Origin of the sequence: Streptomyces sp. NPDC005803 (assembly GCF_040630435.1) — a bacterium.
Classification (GTDB): Bacteria; Actinomycetota; Actinomycetes; order Streptomycetales; family Streptomycetaceae; genus Streptomyces.
Genome location: NZ_JBEXXO010000001.1, coordinates 511153 through 537816 on the forward strand (window position 1 = coordinate 511153; position 26664 = coordinate 537816).

Annotated in this window: 4 protein-coding genes; all 4 read left to right on the plus strand. The window is 74.0% G+C overall.

The window, feature by feature from the left end; genetic code table 11:
* Window positions 1-196 precede the first annotated feature (196 nt).
* The 4 genes from ABZ454_RS02195 (at window position 197) to ABZ454_RS02210 (ending at window position 26610) form a co-directional block, all read left to right on the plus strand.
* Window positions 197-3529 (plus strand): beta-ketoacyl synthase N-terminal-like domain-containing protein, encoded by a 3333-nt coding sequence (locus ABZ454_RS02195; RefSeq protein WP_356322760.1) that lies wholly within the window; start codon window positions 197-199, stop codon window positions 3527-3529.
* Window positions 3530-3561: 32 nt separating this feature from the next.
* A complete protein-coding gene (locus ABZ454_RS02200; protein ID WP_359535673.1) occupies window positions 3562-8448 on the plus strand; it encodes a type I polyketide synthase in 4887 nt (1628 codons plus the stop codon).
* A gap of 100 nt (window positions 8449-8548) precedes the next feature.
* Window positions 8549-24970 carry a type I polyketide synthase gene (locus tag ABZ454_RS02205; protein ID WP_359535674.1) on the plus strand — a complete coding sequence of 5474 codons (16422 nt, stop codon included), beginning with the start codon at window positions 8549-8551 and terminating at the stop codon, window positions 24968-24970.
* A 44-nt stretch (window positions 24971-25014) separates the two neighbouring features.
* Window positions 25015-26610, plus strand: coding sequence for an AMP-binding protein (locus ABZ454_RS02210; RefSeq protein ID WP_359535675.1), 1596 nt, complete (start codon window positions 25015-25017; stop codon window positions 26608-26610).
* The last annotated feature ends 54 nt before the right edge of the window (window positions 26611-26664 follow it).

Here is a 26664-nt window from a genome sequence, read left to right on the forward strand (position 1 = left end):
TGCGTGACAGCTGTACCGCAGCCGTCACGCACCCCGGCCCTTCGCGTCTTTTCCCCTGCCCAGCCGTGCCCCCGGGGCAGGGGTGGGCTAAGGGTAGGCCGCCCCTCGGCGCTCTCAGTAGCGTTCGGATCCGATCAACGTTGGACGCCGCGTGAGTGAGTCGCCACGGATCGTCGACCAGAGGGAGTAGGTCTCGGTGAGCAACGAGGAGCGACTTCTCGAGTACCTGAAGCGGGCCACGACCGACCTGCGCGAGGTCCGTCGCCGGCTGGCGGAGGCCGAGCGCCGCCTCGGTGACGCGAACGGTTCCGGCGGCCGCCCCGGGCACCACGACGACCCGGTCGTCATCGTCGGGATGGGGTGCCGGTACCCGGGCGGGGTGACCTCGCCGGAGGAGTTGTGGCGCCTGGTCGCGGACGGGGTCGACGCGATCGGGGAGTTCCCGGCGGACCGTGGCTGGGACCCGGACGTGTACGACCCGGAGCCGGGTACGCCCGGCAGGACGTACGCACGCGAGGGCGGCTTCCTGTACGACGCCCCTGACTTCGATCCGGTGTTCTTCGGGATCAGCCCCAACGAGGCGTTGCTGACCGACCCGCAGCAGCGGTTGCTGCTGGAGGTGTCGTGGGAGGCGGTCGAGCGGGCCGGGATCGATCCGACGACGCTCAAGGGCTCGGCGACCGGTGTGTTCGCCGGCGTGATGTACCACGACTACGCGCTCGGCGTGGAGCCCGGAAGCACCACGGCGGGCAGTGTCGTCTCCGGCCGTGTCGCCTACACCCTCGGTCTTGAGGGCCCCGCCGTCAGCGTCGACACGGCGTGCTCGTCCTCGCTGGTGGCCCTGCACATGGCCGCCCAGGCCCTCCGGGCGGGCGAATGCTCCCTGGCCCTGGCCGGCGGAGTGACGGTGATGCCGAGCCCCGACATGTTCGTGTACTTCAGCACCCAACAGGGCCTCGCCTCCGACGGCCGCTCGAAGTCCTTCTCCGCGTCCGCCGACGGCGTCGCCTGCTCGGAGGGCGCGGGTGTCCTGCTCCTGGAGCGGCTGTCGGACGCGCGTCGCCACGGCCACCCGGTGCTGGCGGTGGTCCGGGGTTCGGCCCTCAACCAGGACGGCGCGAGCAACGGGCTCACCGCTCCGAACGGGCCGGCCCAGCAGCGCGTGATCCGGCGGGCGCTCGCGGACGCGGGCCTGTCGGCGGCCGAGGTCGACGCGGTGGAGGCCCACGGCACCGGCACGACCCTGGGCGACCCGATCGAGGCCCAGGCGCTCCTGGAGACGTACGGACAGGAGCGGCCCGAGGGGCAGCCCCTGTGGCTGGGCTCGATCAAGTCCAACATGGGCCACAGCCAGGCGGCGGCCGGGGTGGCGGGCATCATCAAGATGGTCATGGCGATGCGCCACGGCACTCTGCCGAAATCCCTGTACGCGGACACGCCCACGGACCAGGTGGACTGGTCGGCGGGCGAGGTGGAGCTGCTGGCCGAGTCGCGCGCCTGGGTGCCGAACGGCGCGGTACGACGGGCCGGTGTGTCCTCCTTCGGGATCAGTGGGACGAACGCCCACGTGATCGTCGAGGAGGCGCCGGCGGAGACGGGGAAGACGGCCGTGCGGGCCGGGCTTCCTTCGGTTCCCTGGGTGGTGTCGGCGAAGACTGAGCAGTCCCTCGGCGCTCAGGCCGCCCGCCTGCGGGAACGGGTCATGGGAGAGCCCGGGACCGATGCGGCGGACATCGGGCTCTCCCTGGCCACCACGCGTACGGCTTTCACCCATCGGGCGGTGGTCCTCGGCGACCGGCTGGACGCGCTCGCCGCTCTCGCGGGCGGCGAGGAGCACCCGGGGGTGGTGACCGGCCGGGCTCGTCGTGGTGGGAAGACGGCGTTCCTGTTCACCGGCCAGGGCGCGCAGCGGCTGGGCATGGGGCGTGAGTTGTACGAGGCGTACCCCGTGTTCGCGGAGGCGTTCGACGCGGTGTGCGCGGAGGTGGACGCGCAGCTGGGGCGGTCGTTGCGTGAGGTGGTGTGGGGTGAGGACGCGGACGCGTTGAACGCGACGGCGATGGCTCAGCCTGCTCTGTTCGCGTTCGAGGTGGCGTTGTTCCGGTTGGTCGAGGCGTGGGGTGTCACGCCGGATGTGGTGGTGGGGCACTCGATCGGTGAGTTGGCTGCCGCGCATGTGGCGGGTGTGTTGTCGCTGGCGGATGCGGCTCGGTTGGTCGTCGCCCGTGGCCGGTTGATGCAGGCGTTGCCGGCCGGTGGCGCGATGGTCGCCGTGCAGGCGACCGAGGCCGAAGTGCTGCCGCTGCTGACCGCTGATGTGGGGATCGCTGCGGTCAACGGGCCGCAGTCGGTCGTGGTGTCGGGCACGGAGGCTGCTGTGCTCGCGGTCGGCGAGCACTTCGCAGCCGCCGGGCGGAAGACCAGCCGGCTGGCCGTCTCGCACGCGTTCCACTCGGCGCTCATGGAGCCGATGCTGCAGGAGTTCCGTTCTGTGGCGGCGGAGTTGGCATTCTCCGAGCCGCACATCCCGGTGGTCTCCACGGTCACGGGTGAACTGTCCTCGGACTGGCAGTCGCCGGAGTACTGGGTCGACCAGGTCCGCCGGCCGGTCCGTTTCGCCGATGCTGTCCGCAGTGCCGAGGAGTGGGGCGCGCGTACGTTCGTGGAGATCGGCCCGGACGCCGTGCTCACCGCTCTCGGCGACGGCTCCGCCACGTTCGTTCCCCTGGTGCGCAGGAACCGCCCGGAGTCCGAGGCGCTCGTGGCAGCAGTGAGCCGCCTGTTCGTGGACGGGGTGCGCGTCGACTGGGAGGCGTTCTACGCCGGTTCCGGTGCGCGTCGCGTCGAGCTGCCCACGTACGCCTTCCAGCGCACCCGCTACTGGGTCGAAGGCAGCGGTTCCGCCGGGCCCGGCCCCAGGAGCCCGGTACCGGACCACGAAGTCCCCTCTGCCGAGGACTCCCGACGGGCCGCGGCGGATCTGCGGGCGGAGCTCGACGGGCTGGGGGCCGCCGAGAAGGGGCGGGTGCTGCTGGCACTCGTACGGACACATGTCGCGGCCGTCCTCGGGCACGCCTCCAGCGCCGTCGTCGAGTCGGACCTCGCCTTCCGGGACATGGGCTTCGACTCGCTGGCCGCCGTGGACCTGCGCAAGCGGCTCACCGCAGCCGCCGGATGCGATCTCCCCGCCACCCTGATCTTCGACTATCCGACCCCGCGCGCCGTCAGCGCCTATCTGGCGGAGTGCCTCGAATCCGAGACCGCGTCGCCGGCCGGTGACCCGGCGGGCGCCGCCCTGGCCGAGCTCGACCGGATCGAGGCCGTGCTCAGCGGATTCCCCACGGACGACGGGATCGCGGAGACGATCAGCGCCCGTGCGGACGCGATCACCACCCGGCTGGAAGCCCTCGTGCGCCGCTGGCGCGACGCGCACGGCGACCCGGCGACGACCGGGGAAGGACCCGACTTCGAAACGGTCACCGACGAGGAGCTGTTCGACGTGCTCGACAGCGAATTCGGCATCTCCTAGCCAGCGATCAGCTCTAGATTGGTTGAGGTTCGATGAGCAACGACGAGAAGCTCCGGGACTATCTCAAGCGCGCCACCTCCGAACTCCAGCGCACCCGCCGTCAGTTGGCGGAGGCCGAGGAGCGCGGCAGTGAGCCGGTCGCGATCGTGGCGATGGGGTGCCGTTACCCGGGTGGCATCACGTCGCCCGAGGACCTCTGGCAGCTGGTGGACTCCGGCCGGGACGCCGTCTCGCTCTTCCCGGACGGCCGGGGCTGGGACATCGAGAACCTGTACGACCCCGAGCCGTCGACGCCCGGCAAGACGTACTGCCGCGAGGGCGGCTTCCTGCACGACGCGGGCGGGTTCGACGCCGACTTCTTCAAGATCAGTCCGCGTGAGGCGCGGGACACCGACCCGCAGCAGCGGCTGCTGCTGGAGGTGTCCTGGGAAGTCGTCGAGCGGGCCGGGATCGACCCCACCTCGCTGAAGGGCAGCCGCACCGGGGTGTTCGCCGGTGTGGTCTACCACGACTACCCGGGCGGGGGCGGTACCGGCGGTCTGGCCAGTGTCGCGTCCGGGCGGGTGGCGTACACGCTGGGGCTCGAGGGCCCCGCCGTCACCGTGGACACGGCATGCTCCTCGTCCCTCGTCGCCCTCCACCTCGCCGTGCAGTCGGTACGGAGCGGCGAAAGCACGCTGGCTCTCGCGGGGGGTGTCACCGTCATGGCGAGCCCGGACTCCTTCGTCGGCTTCAGCCAGGACCGCGGCCTGGCACCGGACGGGCGCTGCAAATCCTTCGCGGAGGCGGCCGACGGCACCACCTGGTCCGAGGGCGCGGGCATGCTTCTCGTCGAGCGGCTCTCCGACGCGCGCCGCCACGGCCACCCCGTCCTCGCGGTCATCCGCGGCTCGGCGATGAACTCCGACGGCGCGTCGAACGGACTGACCGCGCCGAACGGTCCTTCGCAGCAGCGGGTCATCCAGCAGGCACTCGCCTCCGGCGGCCTGGCCCCCGACGATGTCGACGCCGTCGAGGCGCACGGCACCGGAACCACGCTCGGTGACCCCATCGAGGCGCAGGCCCTCATCGCCGCCTACGGCCGGGAACGGTCCGCGGACCAGCCGCTGTGGCTGGGGTCGTTCAAGTCGAACATCGGCCACGCGCAGGCCGCGGCGGGGGTCGGCGGCGTGATCAAGATGGTGCAGGCCATGCACGCCGGGGTCCTGCCGCGCACGCTGCACGTCGACGAGCCGAGCCGGCACGTCGACTGGAGCGCGGGCACCGTACGGCTGCTGACCGAGCCGGTCGCCTGGCCGGACCGGGGCCGTGCCAAGCGGGCCGGGGTGTCCTCGTTCGGCCTCAGCGGTACGAACGTCCACGTGATCGTGGAGGAAGCCCCGGACGCCCCGGCCGCGGCCGATGAGGGCACGCGCGGCGCCGACGACGGCGCCCCGCGGTTCGTGCCCGTCCTGATGTCCGCCCGCCGCCCCGAGGCACTGGCCGCTCAGGCCGGCCGGCTGGCCGACCACCTGGAAGCACACCCCGGCCAGGCACTCGCCGACACCGCCTGGTCGCTGGCCACCAGCCGGGCCGCCCTGGAGCACCGTGCGGTGATCGTCGCCGACGGGCGGGCCGCGGAGCGCGGGGAGCTCGTACGGTCCCTGCGCGCCCTCGCCGCCGGGTCCGCGACGGCCGGCGCCGTCACCGGGGAGGCCCGGCCCGATGCGCTGAGCGCCGTCCTGTTCACCGGCCAGGGAGCCCAGCGTCTGGGCGCGGGGCGCGCGCTGCACGCCGCGTACCCGGTGTTCGCCGACGCCTTCGACGAGGCCGTCGCGGCCCTCGACGCGCACCTCGACACCCCGCTGCGCGCGGTGCTGTGGGGCGAGGACCGTGCGCTGCTCGACGGTACGGCCCAAGCGCAGCCCGCCCTGTTCGCCTGCGAAGTCGCCCTGTACCGGCTCATCACGTCCTGGGGCGTCCGGCCCGACTTCCTCGCCGGGCACTCCGTCGGCGAGTTCGCCGCCGCCCACGTCGCCGGCGTGCTCACGCTGTCCGACGCCGCCCGTCTGGTCGCCGCCCGGGGCAGGCTGATGCAGGCGCTCCCGCAGGGCGGCGCGATGATCGCCGTCGAGGCGGCCGAGCACGAGGTGACGCCCCTGCTCACCCCGGCCACCGGCATCGCCGCGCTCAACGGGCCGAACTCGGTGATCATCTCGGGCGACGAGAGCGACGCCCTCGCCGTCGCCGCCCACTTCACCGGCCTGGGACGCCGGACCAAACGGCTCGCCGTGTCGCACGCCTTCCACTCGCCGCTGATGGAACCGATGCTCGACGAGTTCCGCAGCGTCGCCGAGAGCATCACCTACGGCACCGCCCGCACACCGATCGTTTCCACCGTCACCGGGGAACTCGCGGGCGACGACGAACTCGCCTGCGCCGACTACTGGGTACGCCACGTCCGGGCGAGCGTCCGGTTCGACGACGCGGTGCGCCTGCTCGCGGCCAAGGGGGTCCACACCTTCCTGGAGCTCGGCCCCGACGCCGCGCTCACCCCGCTCGGCCCCGACTGCCTGACCGGCCTGGACGACGGAACGGACCGGCCGGTGTTCACCGCCGTCCTGCGCCGCGACCGGGACGAGGAACGCGTCCTGGCCGAAGCCGTCGCGCTCGCCCACACGCGCGGCGTCCACGTCGACTGGGACGCCTGCCTCACGGCCACCGGCCACCGGCCCCACCGCGTGGACCTGCCCACCTACGCCTTCCAGCGCCGGACCTACTGGGCCGCCCAGCCCGACGCATCCACCGCCACCGCCCCGTCCGCCGCCGACCCCGCCGAGACCCGGTTCTGGGAGGCCGTGGAGCGCGAGGACACGGCAGGGCTCGCGGAACGGCTCGGGCTCGACCCCGCCGACCTGGGCCCCGTGCTGCCCGCGCTCACCAGCTGGCGGGCCGGCCGGCGGGAGGCCTCGGCGGTGGACGCGTTGCGCTACCGGATCTCCTGGGCCCCGGTCGCCGACCCCTCGGCGCCCGTCCCGCTCACCGGTCACTGGCTCGTCCTCCACACCGCCGGGCACCGCCCGCTCGCGGCCGCCCTCGCCGCCGCGCTCACCACCAGGGGAGCGACTCCCGTACTGGTGGAGACCGGAGGGGCGCAGGGCTCCCCGCTCCCCGAGGAGCTCAGTGCCCCGGCCGGGGTCCTGAGCCTGCTCGCCCTCGACAACGCCCCGCACCCCGCGCACCCCGCGCTCTCCCAGGGCCTGGTGGACACCGTCGCCCTGGTGCGGGACACGGCCGCCCGGCAGTGGACCGCGCCGGTGTGGTGCCTCACCCGTGGGGCGGTGGCCACGGACGACGCCGACGCGACGGCCCGCCCCGTGCGACCCGAGCAGACCGCCGTCTGGGGGCTGGGGGCGGCGCTCGCCCTGGAGGCCCCCGGCACCTGGGGCGGCCTCGTCGACCTCCCGGCCGGCGCCGACCCCGGCGAAGCGGTCCTGCTGCGGGTGTGCGACACCCTCTCCGGAGCCACCGGCGAGGACCAGATCGCCGTCCGCCCCGAAGGCGTCCACGCCCGCCGCCTGGTCCGCCCCGCGCAGCCCGACCCCGCCGGGCCGTGGCAGGCCCGCGGCACCGTCCTGGTCACCGGAGGCACCGGCGGGCTCGGCGCCCACGTCGCCCGGATGCTCGCCGCGGACGGGGCGGAGCACATCGTCCTCGTCGGCCGGCGCGGCCCCGAAGCGCCGGGAGCCGCCGAACTCCGCGACGAACTCTCCGCGATGGGCGCACGGGTCTCCGTCGAGGCCTGCGACATGGGCGACCGCGAAGCCGTCCGCGCGCTGCTCGCCCAACTGCCCGGCCTGACCGCGGTCTTCCACGCGGCGGGTCTGCCGCAGCGCATCGCCCCCCTCGGCGAACTGACGCTCGCGGAGCTGGCCGAGGTGGCCGAGGCCAAGGTGCTCGGCGCCCGCCATCTCGACGAGCTCCTCGGGGACACCCCGCTCGACGCGTTCGTGCTCTTCTCCTCCGGCGCCGCCGTCTGGGGCAGCGCCGGCCAGTCCGCCTACGGCAGTGCGAACGCCTACCTCGACGGCCTGGCCCACCACCGCCGCGCACGCGGCCTCGCCGCGACGTCCGTGGCGTGGGGCTCCTGGGACGGAGGCATGGTCGGCGCCGAACTCGCCGCCGTCATGCGCCGGATGGGCGCCCCCGCCATGTCGCCGGGCCTGGCTGTCGGGGCACTGCGCCGCATCCTGGCGGGCCGCACCTCGCACGCGGTCGTCGCCGACTTCGACTGGGAGCGCTTCGCCCCCACCTACGCCCTCGCCCGGCCGCGCCCGCTCCTCGACGCCCTGCCCGAAGTCCGCGCCGCCCTCGGCGCGGACGGTACGCAGGACGGCGGGGGCGCCGACCCCGGCCTCGCGGACCGGCTGGCCGCTCTGCCCCAGGCCGAACAGCGGTCCGTGCTGCTCGACCTGGTCCGCGCGCAGGTGGCCGCACTGCTCGGCTACGACGACCCGGCCGAGGTCGCGCCCGAGCGCGGGTTCACCGACCTCGGCTTCGACTCCGTCGCCGCCGTCGACCTGCGGACGAAACTCGTCGCCGCCACGGGCCGCCCCCTGCCCACCAGCATGATCTACGACCACCCCAGCCCCGGGGCGCTCGCGGCCCACCTGTGGTCCGAGCTCTGCCAGGGCGAGAGCCTGGGCGAACTCCCCGTACTGGCTCAGCTCGACCGGCTCGAAGAGGCCGCCGCGGCACTCGCCGCCGAAGACATCGAGGCCACCCGGATCACCGCCCGCCTGCAGAGCCTGCTGGCCCGGCTGACCGGAACCCTCGACGCGCAGACCGGAGCCGGCGCCCGGAAGGTGGGCGACCAGCTCGAAACCGCCTCCGCCGACGACGTCTTCGCGTTCATCGACAACGAACTCGGCCTCACCTGACCGACCGCGCGGCCAGTGCTGTGACGGCACCGGGCCCGCCTCGCACCTACGCGACCCGATTCGACCTCACGGCATGAACAAGGACTCGGTGGGACCCAACATGTCCAATGACGACGCACGGCTCCTCGACTACCTCAAGCGGGTCACGGCGGATCTGCACCAGACCCGGCGCAGGCTCCAGGAGGCCGAGAACCAGGACCACGAACCCATCGCCATCGTGGCGATGAGCTGCCGCTACCCGGGAGGCGTCAGCACCCCCGACGACCTGTGGCGGCTCGTGGCCGAGGGCCGGGACGCCATCACCACGTTCCCCACCGACCGTGGCTGGGACCTCGACGGGCTGCGCGGCGACGAGGCGGACCCCACCGGCGGGTCCGGCGGCAGTTACGTCGACGAGGGCGGCTTCGTCCGGGACGTCGCCGGATTCGACGCCGGCTTCTTCGGGATCAGCCCCAACGAGGCCCTCACCATGGACCCGCAGCAGCGACTGCTGCTGGAGGTGTCCTGGGAGGCGATCGAGCGGGCCGGCATCAACCCGGAGTCGCTGCGCGGCAAGCCCGTCGGTGTGTTCGCGGGCTCCGGAATCCAGGACTACGAGTACCTCATCGGGGCGGCCGGCGAGGTCGCCGAGGCCTACATGACCACCGCCAACGCGGCGGCCGTCATCTCCGGCCGGATCTCCTACACCCTGGGCCTCGAAGGCCCGGCCGTCACCGTCGACACGGCGTGCTCCTCCTCGCTCGTCTCCCTCCACCTCGCCGCCCAGGCCCTGCGGCAGCGGGAATGCTCACTGGCCCTCGCCGGCGGCGTCATGGTGATGTCCACCCCGTCCCCCTTCATCGCCTTCAGCCGGCAGCGGGGGCTCGCTCCCGACGGCCGCTGCAAGGCCTTCGCGGAGGCCGCGGACGGCACCGGCTGGTCCGAGGGCGCGGGCATGCTCGTCCTCGAACGCCTCGCGGACGCCCGGCGCAACGGTCACCCCGTGCTCGCCGTCGTGCGGGGCAGCGCCGTCAACCAGGACGGCGCCAGCAACGGTCTGACCGCGCCCAACGGCCGGGCGCAACAGCGGGTCATCCGCCAGGCCCTCGCCAACGCCCGGCTCTCCGCCGCACACGTCGACGTGGTCGAGGGACACGGCACCGGGACGACCCTGGGCGACCCGATCGAGGCGCAGGCGCTGCTGGCGACCTACGGGCAGGGACGCGAGGACGACCGGCCGCTGTGGCTGGGCTCCGTCAAGTCCAACATGGGTCACGCACAGGCCGCCGCCGGCGTCGGCAGCATCATCAAGATGGTCGAGGCGATACGCCACGGCGTGCTGCCGAAGACCCTCCACGTGGACGAACCGTCGAGCCACGTCGACTGGTCCGCCGGCCGGGTACGGCTGCTGACCGAGGCCCGGGAGTGGGAGCGCGCCGAGGACCGGCCGAGACGGGCCGGTGTCTCGGCCTTCGGCGTGAGCGGGACCAACGCCCACATCATCCTCGAAGAGGCCCCGTCGGAGTCGGCCGAGACCTCGGAGGAGCCGGACGAGGCCCCCGAGGCGCCCGCTGCCGTGGCGCCGCTGCCCGCCCACCTGCCCTGGCCGGTCTCCGGCCGCGACGCCGCGGCCCTCGCCGCCCAGGCGGTCCGGGTGCACGACCACGTCACGGCCGGGCCGGACCTGCGGGTCGCCGATCTGACGTACTCCCTGGCGACCGGACGTGCCGCACTCGAACACCGGGCCGTCGTCCTCGCGGACGACCGGGACGCGGCTCTGTCCGGTCTCACGGCACTGGCCGAGGGGCAGCCGCATCCGGGGCTGGTGCGGGGGATCGTCACGCAGGGCAGGACGGCGTTCCTGTTCACGGGTCAGGGTGCGCAGCGGCTGGGCATGGGGCGTGAGTTGTATGAGGCGTTCCCGGTGTTCGCGGGGGCGTTCGACGCGGTGTGTGTGGAGGTGGATGCGCATTTGGGTCGGTCGTTGCGTGAGGTGGTGTGGGGTGAGGATGCGGATGCGCTGAACGCGACGGCGATCGCTCAGCCTGCTCTGTTCGCGTTCGAGGTGGCGTTGTTCCGGTTGGTCGAGGCGTGGGGTGTGGCGCCGGATGTGGTGGTGGGGCACTCGATCGGTGAGTTGGCCGCCGCGCATGTGGCGGGTGTGCTGTCGCTGGCGGATGCGGCGCGGTTGGTGGTGGCGCGGGGTCGGTTGATGCAGGCGTTGCCGGCCGGTGGTGCGATGGTCGCCATTCAGGCGACCGAGGCGGAAGTCCTGCCGTTGCTGACCGAGGGTGTGGGCATTGCTGCGGTCAACGGTCCGCAGTCCGTGGTGGTGTCGGGTACGGAGGCTGCGGCTCACGCCGTGGGCGAGCACTTTTCCGGTCTCGGTCGTAAGACCAGTCGGCTGGCTGTGTCGCATGCGTTCCACTCGGCGTTGATGGAGCCGATGCTGGACGAGTTCCGAGCTGTGGCCCAGGGGTTGGACTTTGCCGAGCCGCGCATTCCGGTGGTCTCCACCGTCACCGGGGAGTCGGGTGCGGACTGGCAGTCGCCGGAGTACTGGGTCGATCAGGTCCGCCGGCCGGTTCGTTTCGCCGATGCCGTCCGCAGCGCCGAGGGCCTGGGTGCGCGTACGTTCGTGGAGATCGGCCCGGATGCCGTCCTGACCGCTCTCGGGGCCGGTTCCGCCGACGACTCCGCCACCTTCGTCCCGTTGCTGCGGCGTGACCGCGACGAGGCACGGGAGGTCCTGGCCGGGCTCGGAGCGGTTTGGGCGCGCGGGGCCGACGTCGACTGGGAGGCGTTCTACGCCGGTACCGGTGCGCGTCGCGTCGACCTGCCCACGTACCCCTTCCAGCGCACCCGCTACTGGGTCGAGGGCAGTAGCTCCGCCGGTGACCTCTCCGCCGCCGGCCTGGCCGCCGCCGGCCATCCGCTGCTCGGGGCCGTGGTCTCCCTCGCCGACTCCGGCGGGGTCGTCCTGACCGGCAGGGTTTCCGCTTCGGCCCAGCCGTGGCTGGCCGACCACGTCGTCGGCGGTTCCGTCGTCTTCCCCGGTACGGGCTTCGTCGAGCTGGCCGTCCGGGCCGGTGACCAGGTCGGCTGCGAGTGGGTCGACGAGCTGATGCTCCAGTCCCCCCTGGTCCTGCCCGCCCGGGGCGCCGTCGCCCTCCAGGTCGAGGTGGGCGCCGCCGACGCCTCCGGACGGCGCCCGGTCAGCATCCACTCCCGCCGCGACGACCAGCCCGACCAGCCCTGGACGCTGCACGCGGCCGGCGTCCTGGCGGCCACCACCGCGGACTCCGCCCCCTTCGACCTGTCCGCCTGGCCGCCCGCCGCTTCCACCCCGATCGACACGGACGGGGTGTACGAGGCGCTGGCCAGCGCCGGTCTCGCGTACGGGCCCTCCTTCCGCGGCCTGACCGGTGCCTGGCGGGTCGGCGCCGAGATCTTCGCCGAGGTCGAACTGCCGGACCCGGCCCGGCCCGGGGCCGCCGCCTTCGGGCTGCACCCGGTGCTGCTGGACGCTTCCCTGCACGGTTCCGTGTTCACGGACCTCTTCGCCGAGGCCACCGGCCCGGTCCTGCCGTTCGTCTGGACGGGGGTGCGGCTGCACGCCTCCGGCGCCGCGCGCCTGCGGGTCCGCATCGCCCCGGACGGTGCGGGAGCGATCGCGCTGTCCGTCGCCGACGAGACGGGCCGGCCCGTCCTGTCCGTCGACTCCCTCGTCATGCGCGAGGTCTCCGCCCAGCAACTGGCCGCCGCCCGCACGGTCGCCCACGAGTCGTTGTTCGCCCTGGACTGGGCCGAGATCCCCGCCGCGGGCCGGGGGACCCTCCCGGCCGACTGGTCCACGTTGCGCGCCGACGGGCCCGTGCCCGAGAGCGTCGTCCTGCGGTCCCGGCACGCCGGCCAGGACCCCGGGAGCGTCCGCGCCGCCACCGCGGAGGTACTCGCCGCACTCCAGCAGTGGCTGGCCGACGAGCGGTACGCGGCCTCGCGCCTGCTCATCGCGACCAGTGGGGCCGTGGCCCGCACGGGCGAGACCCAGGAGGACGTGTGCGACCTGGCCGGGGCGGCCGTCTGGGGCCTGGTGCGGTCCGCACAGGCGGAGCACCCGGGGCGGATCGTCCTCGCGGACCTCGACGACCTGGCCGGCGACCCGCAGGCCGCCGCCGCCCTGGCCACCGGTGAGTCCCAGACCCTCGTGCGCGGCACGACCGTGTACGGCGCACGCCTCACCCGGCTCAGGGACGACCCCGAGCAGAGCGTGCGTCCGGACTTCGGCACCGGCACCGTCCTGGTCACCGGGGCGACCGGCGCGCTCGGACAACTGGTGGCCCGGCAACTCGTCGAGGTCCACGGAGTGCGGAGCCTGCTCCTGGTCTCCCGACGCGGCGCGGACGCCCCCGGTGCGACGGAGTTCCGTGCCGAGCTCCAGGGCCTCGGGGCGGAGGCCACCGTCGTGGCCTGCGACGTCGCGGACCGCGACGCCCTGGCCACCCTCGTCACCGGCGTGCCCCTCACCGGCGTCGTCCACCTCGCCGGTGTCCTCGACGATGCGCTCATCACCTCGCTGACCCCGCAGAGCCTGGACACGGTGCTGCGCGCCAAGGCCGACGCCGCGCTCCACCTGCATGAACTGACCCGGGACCTGCCGCTGTCGGCCTTCGTGCTGTTCTCCTCGGCCACCGGTGTGCTGGGCGTCCCCGGGCAGGGCAACTACGGGGCGGCCAACGCGCTGCTCGACGCGCTCGCCACCCACCGGCGCGCCCAGGGTCTGCCCGCCCGGTCCTTTGCCTGGGGACTGTGGGCGAGCGGCATGTCCGGGGCCCTCACGGACGCCGACCTCCAGCGGATGAGCCGCACCGGGATCGGCGCCCTCACCTCCGCCTACGGCATGGAACTCTTCGACCGGGCGCTGACGGTCGACGCCCCCGTCGTCCTGCCGATCCGCCTGGACGTCGGCACCCTCGCGGAGGCCGGCGACGCGCTGCCGCCGCTCTTCCGGAAACTGGTGCCCGCGCGGACCCGGCGGGCCGCCGTGTCCGCGCCGGAGGCGGCCGGGGCCCTGCGGGGCCGGCTGGCCGGGCTGGGCCGGGACGAGCAGGAGAAGATCCTGCTCGACGTGGTGCGTACGCAGGTGGCGGTGGCCCTCGGCTACCCCGGGCCGGACGCGGTCGACGAGACCCGCGCCTTCAGCGAGCTCGGCTTCGACTCGCTGACGGCCGTCGAGTTCCGTAACGCGGTCAGCGCCGCGGCCGAGGTCCGGCTGCCCGCGACCCTGGCGTTCGACTACCCCAGCCCGCGCGCCCTGGCGCGGCACCTGCTCGACGAACTGGGCGACGCCCTGGACGGGTCGCGCCCGGTGCAGGCGGCGGTCGCGAACGGCTCCCCGGAGAGCGACCCGATCGTGATCGTCTCCATGGCCTGCCGCTACCCGGGCGGAGTACGCACCCCCGAGCAGCTGTGGCAGCTCGTCGCCGATCGCGTGGACGCGGTCACCGACTTCCCCGCCAACCGGGGCTGGGACCTGGACCGCATCTACGACCCGACCTCCGAGCGGCCCCACACCAGCTACGCGGACCAGGGCGGATTCCTGCACGACGCGGGCGAGTTCGACCCCGCGTTCTTCGGCATCAGCCCCAACGAGGCCGCGATCATGGACCCGCAGCAGTTCCTGCTGCTGGAGACGGCCTGGGAGGCCTTCGAGCGGGCCGGGATCGACCCGGAGACCCTCAGGGGCAGCATGACCGGCTACTACGCCGGGATGATGTACCACGACTACGCGGCCAACAACAGCACCGGAGCCATCGCCTCCGGCCGCGTCTCGTACGTGTTCGGACTCGAAGGTCCCGCCGTCACCGTCGACACGGCGTGCTCGTCCTCGCTGGTGGCCCTGCACATGGCCGCCCAGGCCCTGCGGGCGGGCGAGTGTTCGTTGGCCCTGGCCGGGGGGGTCGCCGTCATGGCGACTCCGGAGGTCTTCGTCGAGTTCAGCCGGCAGCGTGGCCTGGCCGCGGACGGCCGCTGCAAGTCCTTCGGCATCGGCGCGGACGGCACGGGCTGGGGCGAGGGCGCGGGCGTCCTGCTCCTGGAGCGGCTCTCCGACGCGCGTCGCCACGGCCACCCGGTGCTGGCGGTGGTCCGGGGTTCGGCCCTCAACCAGGACGGCGCGAGCAACGGGCTCACCGCTCCGAACGGGCCCGCCCAGCAGCGCGTGATCCGCCAGGCGCTCGCCAACGCGGGCCTGTCGGCCGCCGAGGTCGACGCGGTGGAGGCCCACGGCACCGGCACGACCCTCGGTGACCCGATCGAGGCGCAGGCCCTGCTGGCGACCTACGGACAGGACAGGCCCGAGGGACAGCCCCTGTGGCTGGGCTCGATCAAGTCCAACATGGGCCACACGCAGGCGGCGGCGGGAGTCGCGGGCATCATCAAGATGGTCATGGCGATGCGCCACGGCATCCTCCCGCCGTCGCTGCACGCGGAGGAACGCTCGGACCAGGTGGACTGGTCGGCGGGCGAGGTGGAACTGCTCACCGAGGCCCGGGAGTGGCAACCGACGGCCCACCCGCGGCGGGCCGGCATCTCCTCGTTCGGGATCAGTGGGACGAACGCCCACGTGATCGTGGAAGAGGCCCCCGCGGAGGCGGAGGAGACGGCTGAACGGGCCGAGCTCCCGACCGTGCCATGGGTGGTGTCGGCGAAGAGCGCAGGGGCATTGGCCGGTCAGGCGGAGCAGTTGCTGACCGTGGCCGACGACCACCGGCCCGAGGACATCGGGTGCTCCCTGGTGTCGTCGAAGCCCGTGTTCGAGCACCGGGCGGTGGTCCTGGGCGACCGGGCGGGCGCACTCGCTGCCCTCGCGGGCGGCGAGGAGCACCCCGGGCTGGTGCGGGGGGTCGCCACCCAGGGCAGGACGGCGTTCCTGTTCACGGGTCAGGGTGCGCAGCGGCTCGGTATGGGGCGTGGGTTGTATGAGGCGTTCCCGGTGTTCGCGGGGGCGTTCGACGCGGTGTGTGTGGAGGTGGATGCGCATCTGGGTCGGTCGTTGCGTGAGGTGGTGTGGGGTGAGGACGCGGAAGCGCTGAACGCGACCGCGATCACTCAGCCGGCCCTCTTCGCGTTCGAGGTGGCGTTGTTCCGGCTGGTCGAGGCGTGGGGTGTGGCCCCGGATGTGGTGGTGGGGCACTCGATCGGGGAGTTGGCTGCCGCGCATGTGGCGGGTGTGTTGTCGCTGGCGGATGCGGCTCGGTTGGTCGTCGCCCGTGGGCGGTTGATGCAGGCGCTGCCGGTTGGTGGTGCGATGGTCGCGGTGCAGGCGACCGAGGCGGAAGTGCTGCCGTTGCTGACCGAGAGTGTGGGCATCGCTGCCGTCAACGGTCCGCAGTCCGTGGTGGTTTCGGGTACGGAGGCTGCGGCTCTCGCTGTGGGCGAGCACTTCGCGGCAGCGGGTCGTAAGACCAGCCGACTGGCTGTCTCGCATGCGTTCCATTCAGCGCTCATGGAGCCGATGTTGCAGGGGTTCCGTGCGGTGGCTGCGGAGTTGGTGTTCTCCGAGCCGCGTATGCCGGTGGTCTCCACCGTCACCGGTGAACTGTCCTCGGACTGGCAGTCGCCGGAGTACTGGGTCGACCAGGTCCGCCGGCCCGTCCGTTTCGCCGATGCCGTCCGCAGCACTGAGGAGTGGGGTGCGCGTACGTTCGTGGAGATCGGTCCGGACGCGGTCCTGACCGCTCTCGGGGCCGGTTCCGTGGAGGGCTCCGCGTCCTTCGTCCCGTTGGTGCGCAGGAACCGCCCGGAGTCCGAGGCGCTCGTGGCCGCCGTGAGCCGCCTGTTCGTGGACGGGGTGCGCGTCGACTGGGAGGCGTTCTACGCCGGTTCCGGTGCGCGGCGGGTCGAGCTCCCCACGTACGCCTTCCAGCGCACGCGCTTCTGGGTGGGCACCGAGGAGTACCTCGCCAACTCCTGGATCGGCACCGGCGGCAGCAGCATGGCGACCGCCGGTCTGACCGATGCCGGTCATCCGCTGCTCGGTGCGGTGCTGCCGTCCCCCGACACCGATGTGGTCACCTTCACCGGCCGGCTCTCCGCCGCTACGCACGGCTGGATCGTCGACCACGATGTCCTCGGGAGCATCCTGCTGCCGGGCACCGGCTTCGTGGAGCTGGCGATCCGCGCCGGTGACCAGGTCGGCTGCGACGTGCTGGAGGAGCTGGCCCTGCAGGCGCCGCTCATCCTCCCCCCGCGCGGGGCGGTGACCGTGCAGATGGTCCTCGGCGCCGCCGATGCCTCCGCACGGCGCTCGGTGAGCGTCTACTCCCGCGCCGAGGACCGGCCGGATGTGCCGTGGACCCTGCACGCCGACGGCGTGCTCGCCTCCGGGACCGAGGCCGCCGGCTTCGACCTTTCCGTCTGGCCGCCCGCGGGCGCGGACGCACTGTCGTTGGACGGCGCGTACGAGGGACTGCGCGAGCGGGGCTTCGGATACGGGCCCACGTTCCAGGGCCTCAAGGCGGCGTGGCGCGAGAACGACGTGCTGTACGCGGAGGTCGCGCTCCCGGAACACGCCCACGCCGAGGCCGAGAAGTTCGGGATCCACCCCGCGCTCCTGGACGCCGCCATGCACGCGGCGCTGGTGAACGGAACCGGTGGGGACGAGACCGTGCTGCCCTTCGTCTGGCGGGACGTCACCCTGCACGCGGCGGGCGCCTCCGTCGTACGGGTACGCATCACGCAGCCGACCCCGGAGAGCCTGTCCTTGCAGGTCGCGGACGCCACCGGGGCCCCCGTTGCCACCGTGGGCGCGGTCGTCGGGCGGCCCGTCTCCACCGAGCAGCTCGCCACGAGCGGGAACGACTCCCTCTTCCGCATCGCCTGGAGCCGGCTGCCCGCCGCGCAGATCCGGACACCCGCCGAGGGGCCGGCCCCCGCCGTCTTCACCTGCGGGACGCGGGACGTGGCCGAGGACGTGCCGGGCGCCGTGCACGGTCTGGTGGGCCAGGCGCTGACGGCCGTGCAGGAGTGGCTGTCGGCGGACCGGCCCGAGGGTGCGGTGCTGGCGGTCGCCACGCGCGGCGCCGTGGCCGTGGCCGACGGTGAGCCGGTCGACGTGCGGCAGGCCCCGGTCTGGGGTCTGGTGCGGGCCGCGCAGGCGGAGAACCCGGGCCGGTTCGTACTGGTCGACTCCGACGGGTCCGTCCCCTGGGAGCGGGTGACCGCCCTGGGCGAACCGGAGTTGGTCGTCCGCGGGGGCGAGGTGTGGGTGCCGCGCCTGGTCCTCGCCGCGCCGGGTGACGAAGCCGCGCCGGTGTGGGACGCGGACGGGACCGTACTGGTCACGGGTGGTACGGGTGGCCTGGGTGCGCGGGTGGCCCGGCACCTGGTGGCCGAGCACGGCGTACGGGGTCTGCTGCTGGTCGGACGCAGAGGCGCCGATACGCCAGGGGTCTCGGAGCTGGTGGCCGAGCTGTCGGCCCTGGGCGCCTCGGTCGCCGTGGCCGCGTGCGACGTGGCGGACCGCGAGTCACTCGCCGCGGTGATCGCGTCCGTGGACCCGGACCGCCCGCTCTCCGGGGTCGTCCACGCGGCCGGCGTCGTCGACAACGGTGTGGTCGGTTCGCTGACGCCCGCGCGTATGGACGCGGTGCTGCGCCCGAAGGTGGATGCGGCCTGGCATCTGCATGAGCTGACGCGGGACCTGGACCTGTCGGCGTTCGTGATGTTCTCGTCTGCCGGTGGTCTGGTGCTGGCGGCGGGGCAGGGCAACTACGCGGCGGCCAACGTGTTCCTGGACGCGTTGGCGGCCCATCGTCGTGCCGAGGGGCTCCCCGCGTGCTCCATGGCCTTCGGCCTCTGGGGCGTCGACACCGGCATGACCAGCGTGGACATGCTGGACCTGGCCGCGGAGCGGATGGCGGCCCAGGGACTGCCCGCGCTGTCCGAGGCGGAGGGCCTCGCCCTGTTCAACGCCGCACTGGCGTCGGGCCTGGCGGCCACCGTTCCGCTCCGGATCGACACGAACATCCTGCGTGCCCGTGCCACCGCTCTTCCCGCCCTGCTGCGAGGTCTCGTACGGATACCCGTACGCCGCGGCGCGCGGTCCGCGGACGGTGGCGACGGGCTCCTCGCCCGGCTGGCGGGACTCGACGCCGAGGCACGCGCCGCCGCGCTCCTCGACCTCGTGCGGACCCAGGTGGCCGGCGTGCTCGGTCACGCCTCCGGCGAGGCGATCGAGCCGGAGCGGGCGTTCAGCGAACTGGGCTTCGACTCGCTCGCCGCCGTCGAGCTGCGCAACCGGCTCGGTGAGGCGACGGGCCTCCGGCTCCCCGCCACCCTGATCTTCGACTATCCGACCGCACACGCCGTCGCCGCCTTCATGGGTGAGGAGGTGGCCGGTTCGGACCGTGCCGCGCTCGTCCCCGCCCGCGCTCTGCCCGTCGGCGGCGGAGCGGACGGCGACGACGATCCGGTGGTGATCGTCGGGATGGGGTGCCGGTACCCGGGCGGGGTGACGACGCCCGAGGGGCTGTGGCGCCTGGTCGCGGACGGCGTCGATGCCATGGGTGGGTTCCCGGCGGACCGTGGCTGGGATCCGGAGGTGTACGACCCGGAGCCGGGTACGCCCGGCCGGACGTACGCCCGCGAGGGCGGCTTCCTCTACGACGCGGCCGACTTCGATCCGGTGTTCTTCGGGATCAGTCCCAACGAGGCCCTGATGATGGATCCCCAGCAGCGGTTGCTGCTGGAGGTGTCCTGGGAGGCGGTCGAGCGGGCCGGGATCGACCCGACGACGCTCAAGGGCTCGGCGACCGGCGTCTTCGCCGGCGTGATGTACCACGACTACGCACTCGGCGTGGAGGCCGCGGCCAGCAGCGGCGGCAGCCTCGTCTCCGGGCGCACCTCGTACACGCTGGGCCTCGAAGGGCCTTCCGTCACCGTCGACACGGCGTGCTCGTCCTCGCTGGTGGCCCTGCACATGGCCGCCCAGGCACTCCGGGCGGGCGAATGCTCGCTGGCCCTGGCCGGCGGGGTCGCCGTCATGGGCACCCCGGGCATGTTCATCGAGTTCAGCCGGCAGCGCGGGCTCGCCCCCGACGGCCGGTCCAAGTCCTTCGCGGCCTCGGCGGACGGCGTCGCCTGGGGAGAGGGCGCGGGCGTGCTGCTGCTGGAGCGGCTCTCCGACGCGCGCCGCAACGGGCACCCCGTGGTGGCCGTGCTCCGTGGCTCCGCGCTCAACCAGGACGGCGCCAGCAACGGGATGACGGCCCCGAACGGGCCCTCGCAGCAACGGGTCATCCGCCAGGCGCTCGCCAACGCGGGCCTGACGGCCGCCGAGGTCGACGCGGTGGAGGCCCACGGCACCGGCACGACCCTCGGCGACCCGATCGAGGCGCAGGCGCTGCTGGCCACCTACGGTCAGGGGCGCGCGGAGGACCGGCCGCTGTGGCTGGGCTCCATCAAGTCCAACATGGGCCACACGCAGGCGTCCTCGGGCGTCGCGGGGGTCATCAAGATGGTCATGGCCATGCGCCACGGCGTCCTGCCGAGGACCCTGCACGTGGACGCGCCCTCGGATCAGGTCGACTGGGCCGCCGGCAACGTCGCCCTGCTCACCGAGGACCGCGCGTGGGAGGCCCTGGAACGGCCGCGCCGCGCCGGCGTCTCCTCCTTCGGCATCAGCGGGACGAACGCCCACGTGATCCTTGAGGAAGCGCCCGGAGAGGATGCGGAGGAGGCGGGCGCCACCGGCGAACTGCCCGTCGTGCCCTGGGCGCTGTCCGCGAAGAGCCCGCAGGCGCTGGCGGCTCAGGCCGAACGGCTGGTGGAGCGGGTGCGGGAGCAGCCCGGGACCGACCCGGCCGGCCTCGGCCTCTCCCTGGTCTCGACACGCACCACCTTCGCCCACCGGGCCGTGGTGGTGGGCGCGCGGAACGAGGAGCTGCTCCGCGGCCTGACCGCGCTGGCCCAGGGGCGCAACGCCCCCGCGGTGGCGGTCGGCCAGGCTCGGCGCAGTGGGAAGACGGCGTTCCTGTTCACCGGCCAGGGCGCGCAGCGGCTGGGCATGGGGCGTGAGCTGTACGAGGCGTACCCCGTGTTCGCGGAGGCGTTCGACGCGGTGTGCGCGGAGGTGGACGCGCAGCTGGGTCGGTCGTTGCGTGAGGTGGTGTGGGGTGAGGACGCGGACGCGCTGAACGCGACCGCCATCGCTCAGCCTGCCCTCTTCGCGTTCGAGGTCGCGCTGTTCCGCCTCGTCGAGGCCTGGGGTGTCACGCCCGATGCGGTGGTCGGGCATTCCATCGGGGAGCTGGCCGCCGCCCATGTGGCGGGTGTGCTGTCGCTCACCGATGCGGCCCGGCTGGTCGTCGCCCGGGGCCGGTTGATGCAGGCGTTGCCGGCCGGGGGCGCGATGGTCGCCGTGCAGGCGACCGAGGCCGAGGTCCTGCCGCTGCTCGCCGGCGGAGTGTGCGTCGCCGCGGTCAACGGCCCCCAGGCCGTGGTGGTGTCGGGCCCGGAGGGGGCGGCCCTGGCTCTCGGCGAGCAGTTCGCCGCCGCCGGTCGCAAGACCAGCCGGCTGGCCGTCTCGCACGCGTTCCACTCGGCGCTCATGGAGCCGATGCTGGAGGAGTTCCGGGCCGTGGCGGCCGGGCTGTCGTACGCCGAGCCGCGTGTCCCCGCCGTCTCCACCGTCACCGGCGAACCGTCCTCGGACTGGGAGTCCCCGGAGTACTGGGTCGGCCAGGTGCGGGAGGCCGTGCGGTTCGTCGACGCGGTGGGCGCGCTGGAGCGGCAGGGAGTGACGCGGTTCCTGGAGATCGGCCCGGACGGGGTCCTGACCGGTCTCGCCCAGCAGATCCTCGACGCCGACGGGGCGGGCGACGCGGGCGCTGAAGGGGTTCTCGTGCCGGCCGTGCGCCGCAACCGCCCCGAGCCCGAGTCCCTGGTCTCGGCCGTGGGCCGGCTGCACGTGGACGGCGTACGGGTCGACTGGAAGGCGTTCTACGCCGGCACCGCTGCCCGGCGGGTCGACCTTCCCACGTATCCCTTCCAGCGCTCCCGCTACTGGGTCGACGCGGCCAAGCCGGCCACCGATGCCGTGGCCGTCGGCCAGGACGCCCTGGACCATCCGCTGCTCGCGGCCGCCGTGGCGTCCCCCGACTCCGATGCGGTCACCTTCACCACCAGGATCTCCCTGGACGCCCAGCCCTGGGTGGCCGATCACGCCGTGCACGGCAGCATCCTGCTCCCAGGCACCGGCTTCGTGGAGCTCGCCCTCCGGGCCGCCGACCACGTCGGCTGCGGTCTGCTGGAGGAACTGACCCTCTACGCACCCCTCGTCCTGCCCGAGCGGGGCGGAGTCGCGCTCCAGGTCGTGGTCGGCGAGCCCGACGCGCAGGCCCGGCGGGCCGTACGGGTGTACTCGCGCCCGGAGAGCGACCCCGACGAGCCGTGGACCCGGCACGCCGACGGCATGCTCGCCCCGGCCGGTGGTGCGGCGGCCGACGGGCTCACCGCCTGGCCGCCCGCCGGCGCCGAGGAGCTGGACGCCGACGGGCTGTACGACAGCCTTCAGGAACGCGGGTTCGGCTACGGCCCGGTGTTCCAGGGGCTGACCGCGGCCTGGCGGCACGGTGACGCGCTCTACGCCGAGATCGTGCTGCCCGAGCAGGCGCACCCGGACGCCGGGCGCTTCGGACTGCACCCGGCGCTCCTCGACGCCTCCCTGCACGCGCTCGGCTTCGGCGGTCTCGGCGCCGAGGAGGACGAGGGGCAGGCGCTGCTCCCCTTCTCCTGGGCGGGGGTCACCCTGCACGCCGCGTCCGCGACCGCGGTACGGGTCCGGCTCGCGCCGGTCGAGGGCCTGCGCAACGCGGTGCGCCTCGACCTCACCGACCCGGCCGGGGCCCCCGTGGCCTCGGTGGACGCGCTGCGACTGCGGCCGGTCGCCGTGGGGCAGCTCGCCGCCACCGGGTACCGGGACGCGCTGCTGGCCGTCGAGTGGCAGCCGGTCGGCGGTGGCAGCGGGCCGCGCGGGGACTGGGCGATCGCCGGCCCGGGGCTGGCGGCCGCCGGAATTCCGGTGGTTGCGGGGCTCGACGCGCTCGGGGCGGCGGGCGCCGCCGTTCCGGACCTGGTGCTGCTGCCCGTCCTGGCCGACGGGCCCGCCGCCGGTGGTGAGCACGAGGTCACGGCCGGGATGCGTACCGCCGTGGAGGGGGCGCTGGCCGCCGTACAGCGGTGGCTGGACGAGCCGAGGTTCGCGCAGGCGCGGCTGGTGCTGGTGACACGGGCCGCGGCGGCCGTCGCCGACGGCGACCCGGTCGATGTGCGACAGGCCCCGGTGTGGGGCCTGGTACGGGCCGCGCAGGCGGAGAACCCCGGCCGGTTCGTGCTGCTGGACCTGGAGGAGGGCGAGCCGTCGCCGCGCGCGCTCGCCTCCGCGCTCGCCTCGGACGAACCCGAACTCGCCGTACGCGGCGACAAGGTGCTCGCACCCCGGCTCGCCCGTTCCGCCGCGCCCGGCGGGGACTCCCCGTGGGACCCCGACGGAACCGTACTGATCACCGGAGGCACCGGAGGGCTGGGCGCGCTCGTCGCCCGCCACCTGGTGACCGAGCACGGCGTACGGCACCTGGTGCTCGCCGGCCGGCGCGGGCTCGGAGCGCCCCACGCGGCCGGTCTCCGCGACGAACTGGCCGGGCTCGGGGCACGGGTGGAGATCGCCGCCTGCGACGTCTCCGACCGGGCGGCCGTGGCCGGGCTCATCGAGGGCATCGACCCCGAGCACCCGCTGCGCGGGGTCGTCCACGCCGCCGGGGTCGCCCACAACGGTCTGGTCGGGGCGCTCACCCCCGAGCAGGTGGACCACGTGCTGCGGGCCAAGGCGGACGCCGCCTGGCATCTGCACGAGCTGACCGCCGGGCTCGACCTGTCCGTGTTCGCGCTGTTCTCCTCGGCCGGCGGCCTCGTCATGGCCGCGGGCCAGGGCAACTACGCCGCGGCCAACGTCTTCCTCGACGCGCTCGCCGCCCACCGCCGCTCGCGGGGACTGGCCGCCACGTCCATGGCCTTCGGGCTGTGGGCCACCGAGACCGGGCTCAGCCAGTGGCTCGGCGAGGCCGACCTCCAGCGGATGCGGCGCACCGGTACGCCGGCGCTGACCGAGGAGGAGGGCCTGTGGCTCTTCGACGCGGCGGTCGCCGCCGACGCCGCGGCGCTCGTTCCGCTCCGGGTCGACCTGGGCGCGCTGCGGGCCCGGACCGACGTGGTCCCGGCGCTGCTCCGGGGCCTGGCGCCCGCCGGGCGTCGCCGGGCCGGTGCGGCGGTCGCCGCCCGGGAGGCCGGAGGACTCGCCCAGAAGGTGCGCGGGCTGGACGAAGCGGGCCGGACACGGGTCGTGCTCGACGAGGTGCTCACCCACGCCGCCGAGGTCCTCGGGCACGCCGACGCCGGTGCGGTGGACGCCGAAGCGGGCTTCCTGGAGGCCGGATTCGACTCGCTGACCGCCGTCGAACTGCGCAACCGGCTGAACGCGGCCTCCGGGCTCGCCCTGCCGGCCATGGTGGTCTTCGACAGCAAGCACCCGCTCGACCTGGCCCGGCTGGTCGCCGGCCGGCTGGCCGCCCAGGGAGACGTGGGGCAGGCCGCGGCACCCGCCGCGGACGAGCGCCAGGCCGACGACACCCTGTACGGGCTGTTCCTCGACGCGATCATGTCGGGGAACCTCCAGCCCGGACTGGCCATGCTGCGGGCGGTCGCCGCACTGCGGCCCTCCTTCGCCACAGCGGCCGATCTGGCCGAGCTGCCCGAAGCGGTCTCGTACGGGGCCCGCGGCAAGCAGGACGCCGAAGGGCCGACGCCGCCCCGCCTGATCTGCCTCTCCACCCCGACCGTGGCGGGCGGCGTACACCAGCACGCCCGGCTCGCGGCCCGGCTCTCGATGCCGGTGTCCGGGATCCCCACCCCCGGGTTCGCACGCGGCGACGCGCTGCCGGAGTCCTTCGACGCGGCCGTGGACGTCCTCGCCGAGGCCGTCCTGCGCACTGCCGGCGGGGAGCCGTTCGTCCTCCTCGGCTTCTCCTCGGGCGGCCTGCTCGCCCACGCCACCGTGGCCCGGCTGGAGCGGGTGCACGGGGTGCGGCCGGCCGGGCTGGTCCTCCTGGACACGTACTACATGGGGAGGACGAACGACGCGATCTTCGACCAGATGGCCTTCGCGGTCCCGGACAAGGCGGCCACGCTGGGTTCCTTCAGCAGCGCCGAACTCTCCGCGATGGGCCGGTACGTGGAGCTGCTGCCGCAGTTCACGCAGGCGGACATCGAGGCGCCCGTGCTGTTCGTCCGGGCCGGGAGCCTCTTCGAGAGGGGCGAGGACGCCGGGATCGAGGCCGGCCACGGCTGGCAGGCCGACTGGGAGGGCGCGGAGACCGTGGCGACCGTCCCCGGCACGCATTTCACCATCGTCGAGCAGCACGTCGACACGACGGCCCCCGTCATCGACGGCTGGCTGAAGGACCTGAAGGAGCGGATCTCCTCGTGAGCACTGAACGACACGCACCCCGGACGAGCAGAGGAGGCGGGGCGATGAGCCCGGTCACGGAGCACCCGGCAGCGGTCGGCGCGCCGGCGGAGCGCATCCACGAGTTCATGCTGGCGGCGGCCCGGACCGCGCCGGACAGCCCGGCCGCCTGGGAGGCCGGAGACGACGGCGCCTCCCGGGTGCTGAGCTACCGCCAACTGGAGCGCAGGGCCCACGACTACGCGGTGACCCTGGACTCGCTCGGCCTCGACATCGGGGACCGGGTCATCCTGGAGTCGGACAACTCGGCGTCGGCCGTGGCCGCACTGCTCGCCTGCTCGATGCTCGGTCTCACCTTCATTCCGGTGAGCCCGGACGTCCCCACGCCCCGGCTGCTGGCGATCGCCGCCACCGCGGAGCCCGCCCTGCATCTGCGGACGGCGCGGGACGTCCGCGAAGGGGTGCCCGAGTCCATCGGCACGGCGCGCTTCGGCCCCGACGGGGTGGTCGTGGAGCGGGCCCCGGCTCCGCGTATCCGCCACCGGCGGGAACCGGTGTCCACCGACGCCGCGTACATGATCTTCACCTCCGGCACCACGGGCCGCCCCAAGGGGGTGGTCATGAGCCACCGCGGGGTCCTCTCCTTCTACCGGGGCATGCTGCGGCACTCCCTCGTCACCGCGCAGGACCGCCTGGCCACCACCTCGCCGCTCCAGTTCGACTTCGCGCTGCTGGACATCGGCCTGGCCCTCGGTTCGGGCGCCCAGCTCATCCCCGTACCGCGCGAACTGATGCACTGGCCGCGCCGGCTGCTGCGCTTCCTCGCCGACACCGGGGCCACCCAGGTCGACGGTGTCCCGTCCATCTGGCGGCCGCTGCTGCGCCACGAGCCGCAGGGACTGGCCGCGCTGGCCGGGCAGGTGCGCGGGGTGCTGTTCTCCGGAGAGGCCTTCCCGCTGCCCGAACTGCGCCAGCTCCAGGGCCTGCTGCCCCAGGTGCGGGTGGTGAACTGCTTCGGACCGACGGAGGCGATGGCGTTCTCCCTCACCGACGTGCCGAACCCGCTGCCCGAGGGCATCGACAAGCTGTCCATCGGATTCGCCTATCCCGGCGCGGAGATGCTGCTGATCGACGAGCGGGGCCGGCCCGTGGAGGAGCCGGGTGCGGTGGGCGAGATCCATCTGCGCGGACCGTCGCTCTTCACCGGGTACTGGGACGACCCCGAGGCCACCCGGGCCGCGCTCGTGCCCGATCCGCTCAACCCCAGGTCGGGGCAGCTCGTGTACAAGTCGAGCGACCTGGCGTACCGGGGGGAGAGCGGTGAGCTCTACTTCGTCGGACGCGCCGACCTCCAGGTCAAGATGCGCGGCAACCGGGTGGAGCTCGGCGAGATCGAGCGCCGGCTCCTGGAGTTCCCGGGTGTCGAGGCGGCCGCGGTCGTGGTGCGCCCACGGCCGGGTCAGGACCCGGAGCTGTACGCGTACGTCGTGCCCGCCCGCGACTTCGACGCGCTCCCCGTGGCGGTCAGCGCCTTCTGCAAGGAGACCCTGCCCGACTACATGGTGCCCCGGAAGGTCGAGCTCATCGCCGCCCTCCCGCTCACCCCCAACGGCAAGACCGACCGCAGGGCGCTCGCGGAGCTCGTCGCCGGGGAGAGCTGACCCCGGTCGGGCAGGTGTTCGGGGCCCGGGCCGCCCGCCCGGGCCCCGACCCCT

What these genes read in the sequence shown, in the direction of transcription:
- ABZ454_RS02210 (WP_359535675.1), top strand. Translation starts at nt 25,015, where the DNA reads ATGAGCCCGGTCACGGAGCACCCGGCAGCGGTCGGCGCGCCGGCGGAG.
- ABZ454_RS02205 (WP_359535674.1), top strand. Translation starts at nt 8,549, where the DNA reads ATGTCCAATGACGACGCACGGCTCCTCGACTACCTCAAGCGGGTCACG.
- ABZ454_RS02200 (WP_359535673.1), top strand. Translation starts at nt 3,562, where the DNA reads ATGAGCAACGACGAGAAGCTCCGGGACTATCTCAAGCGCGCCACCTCC.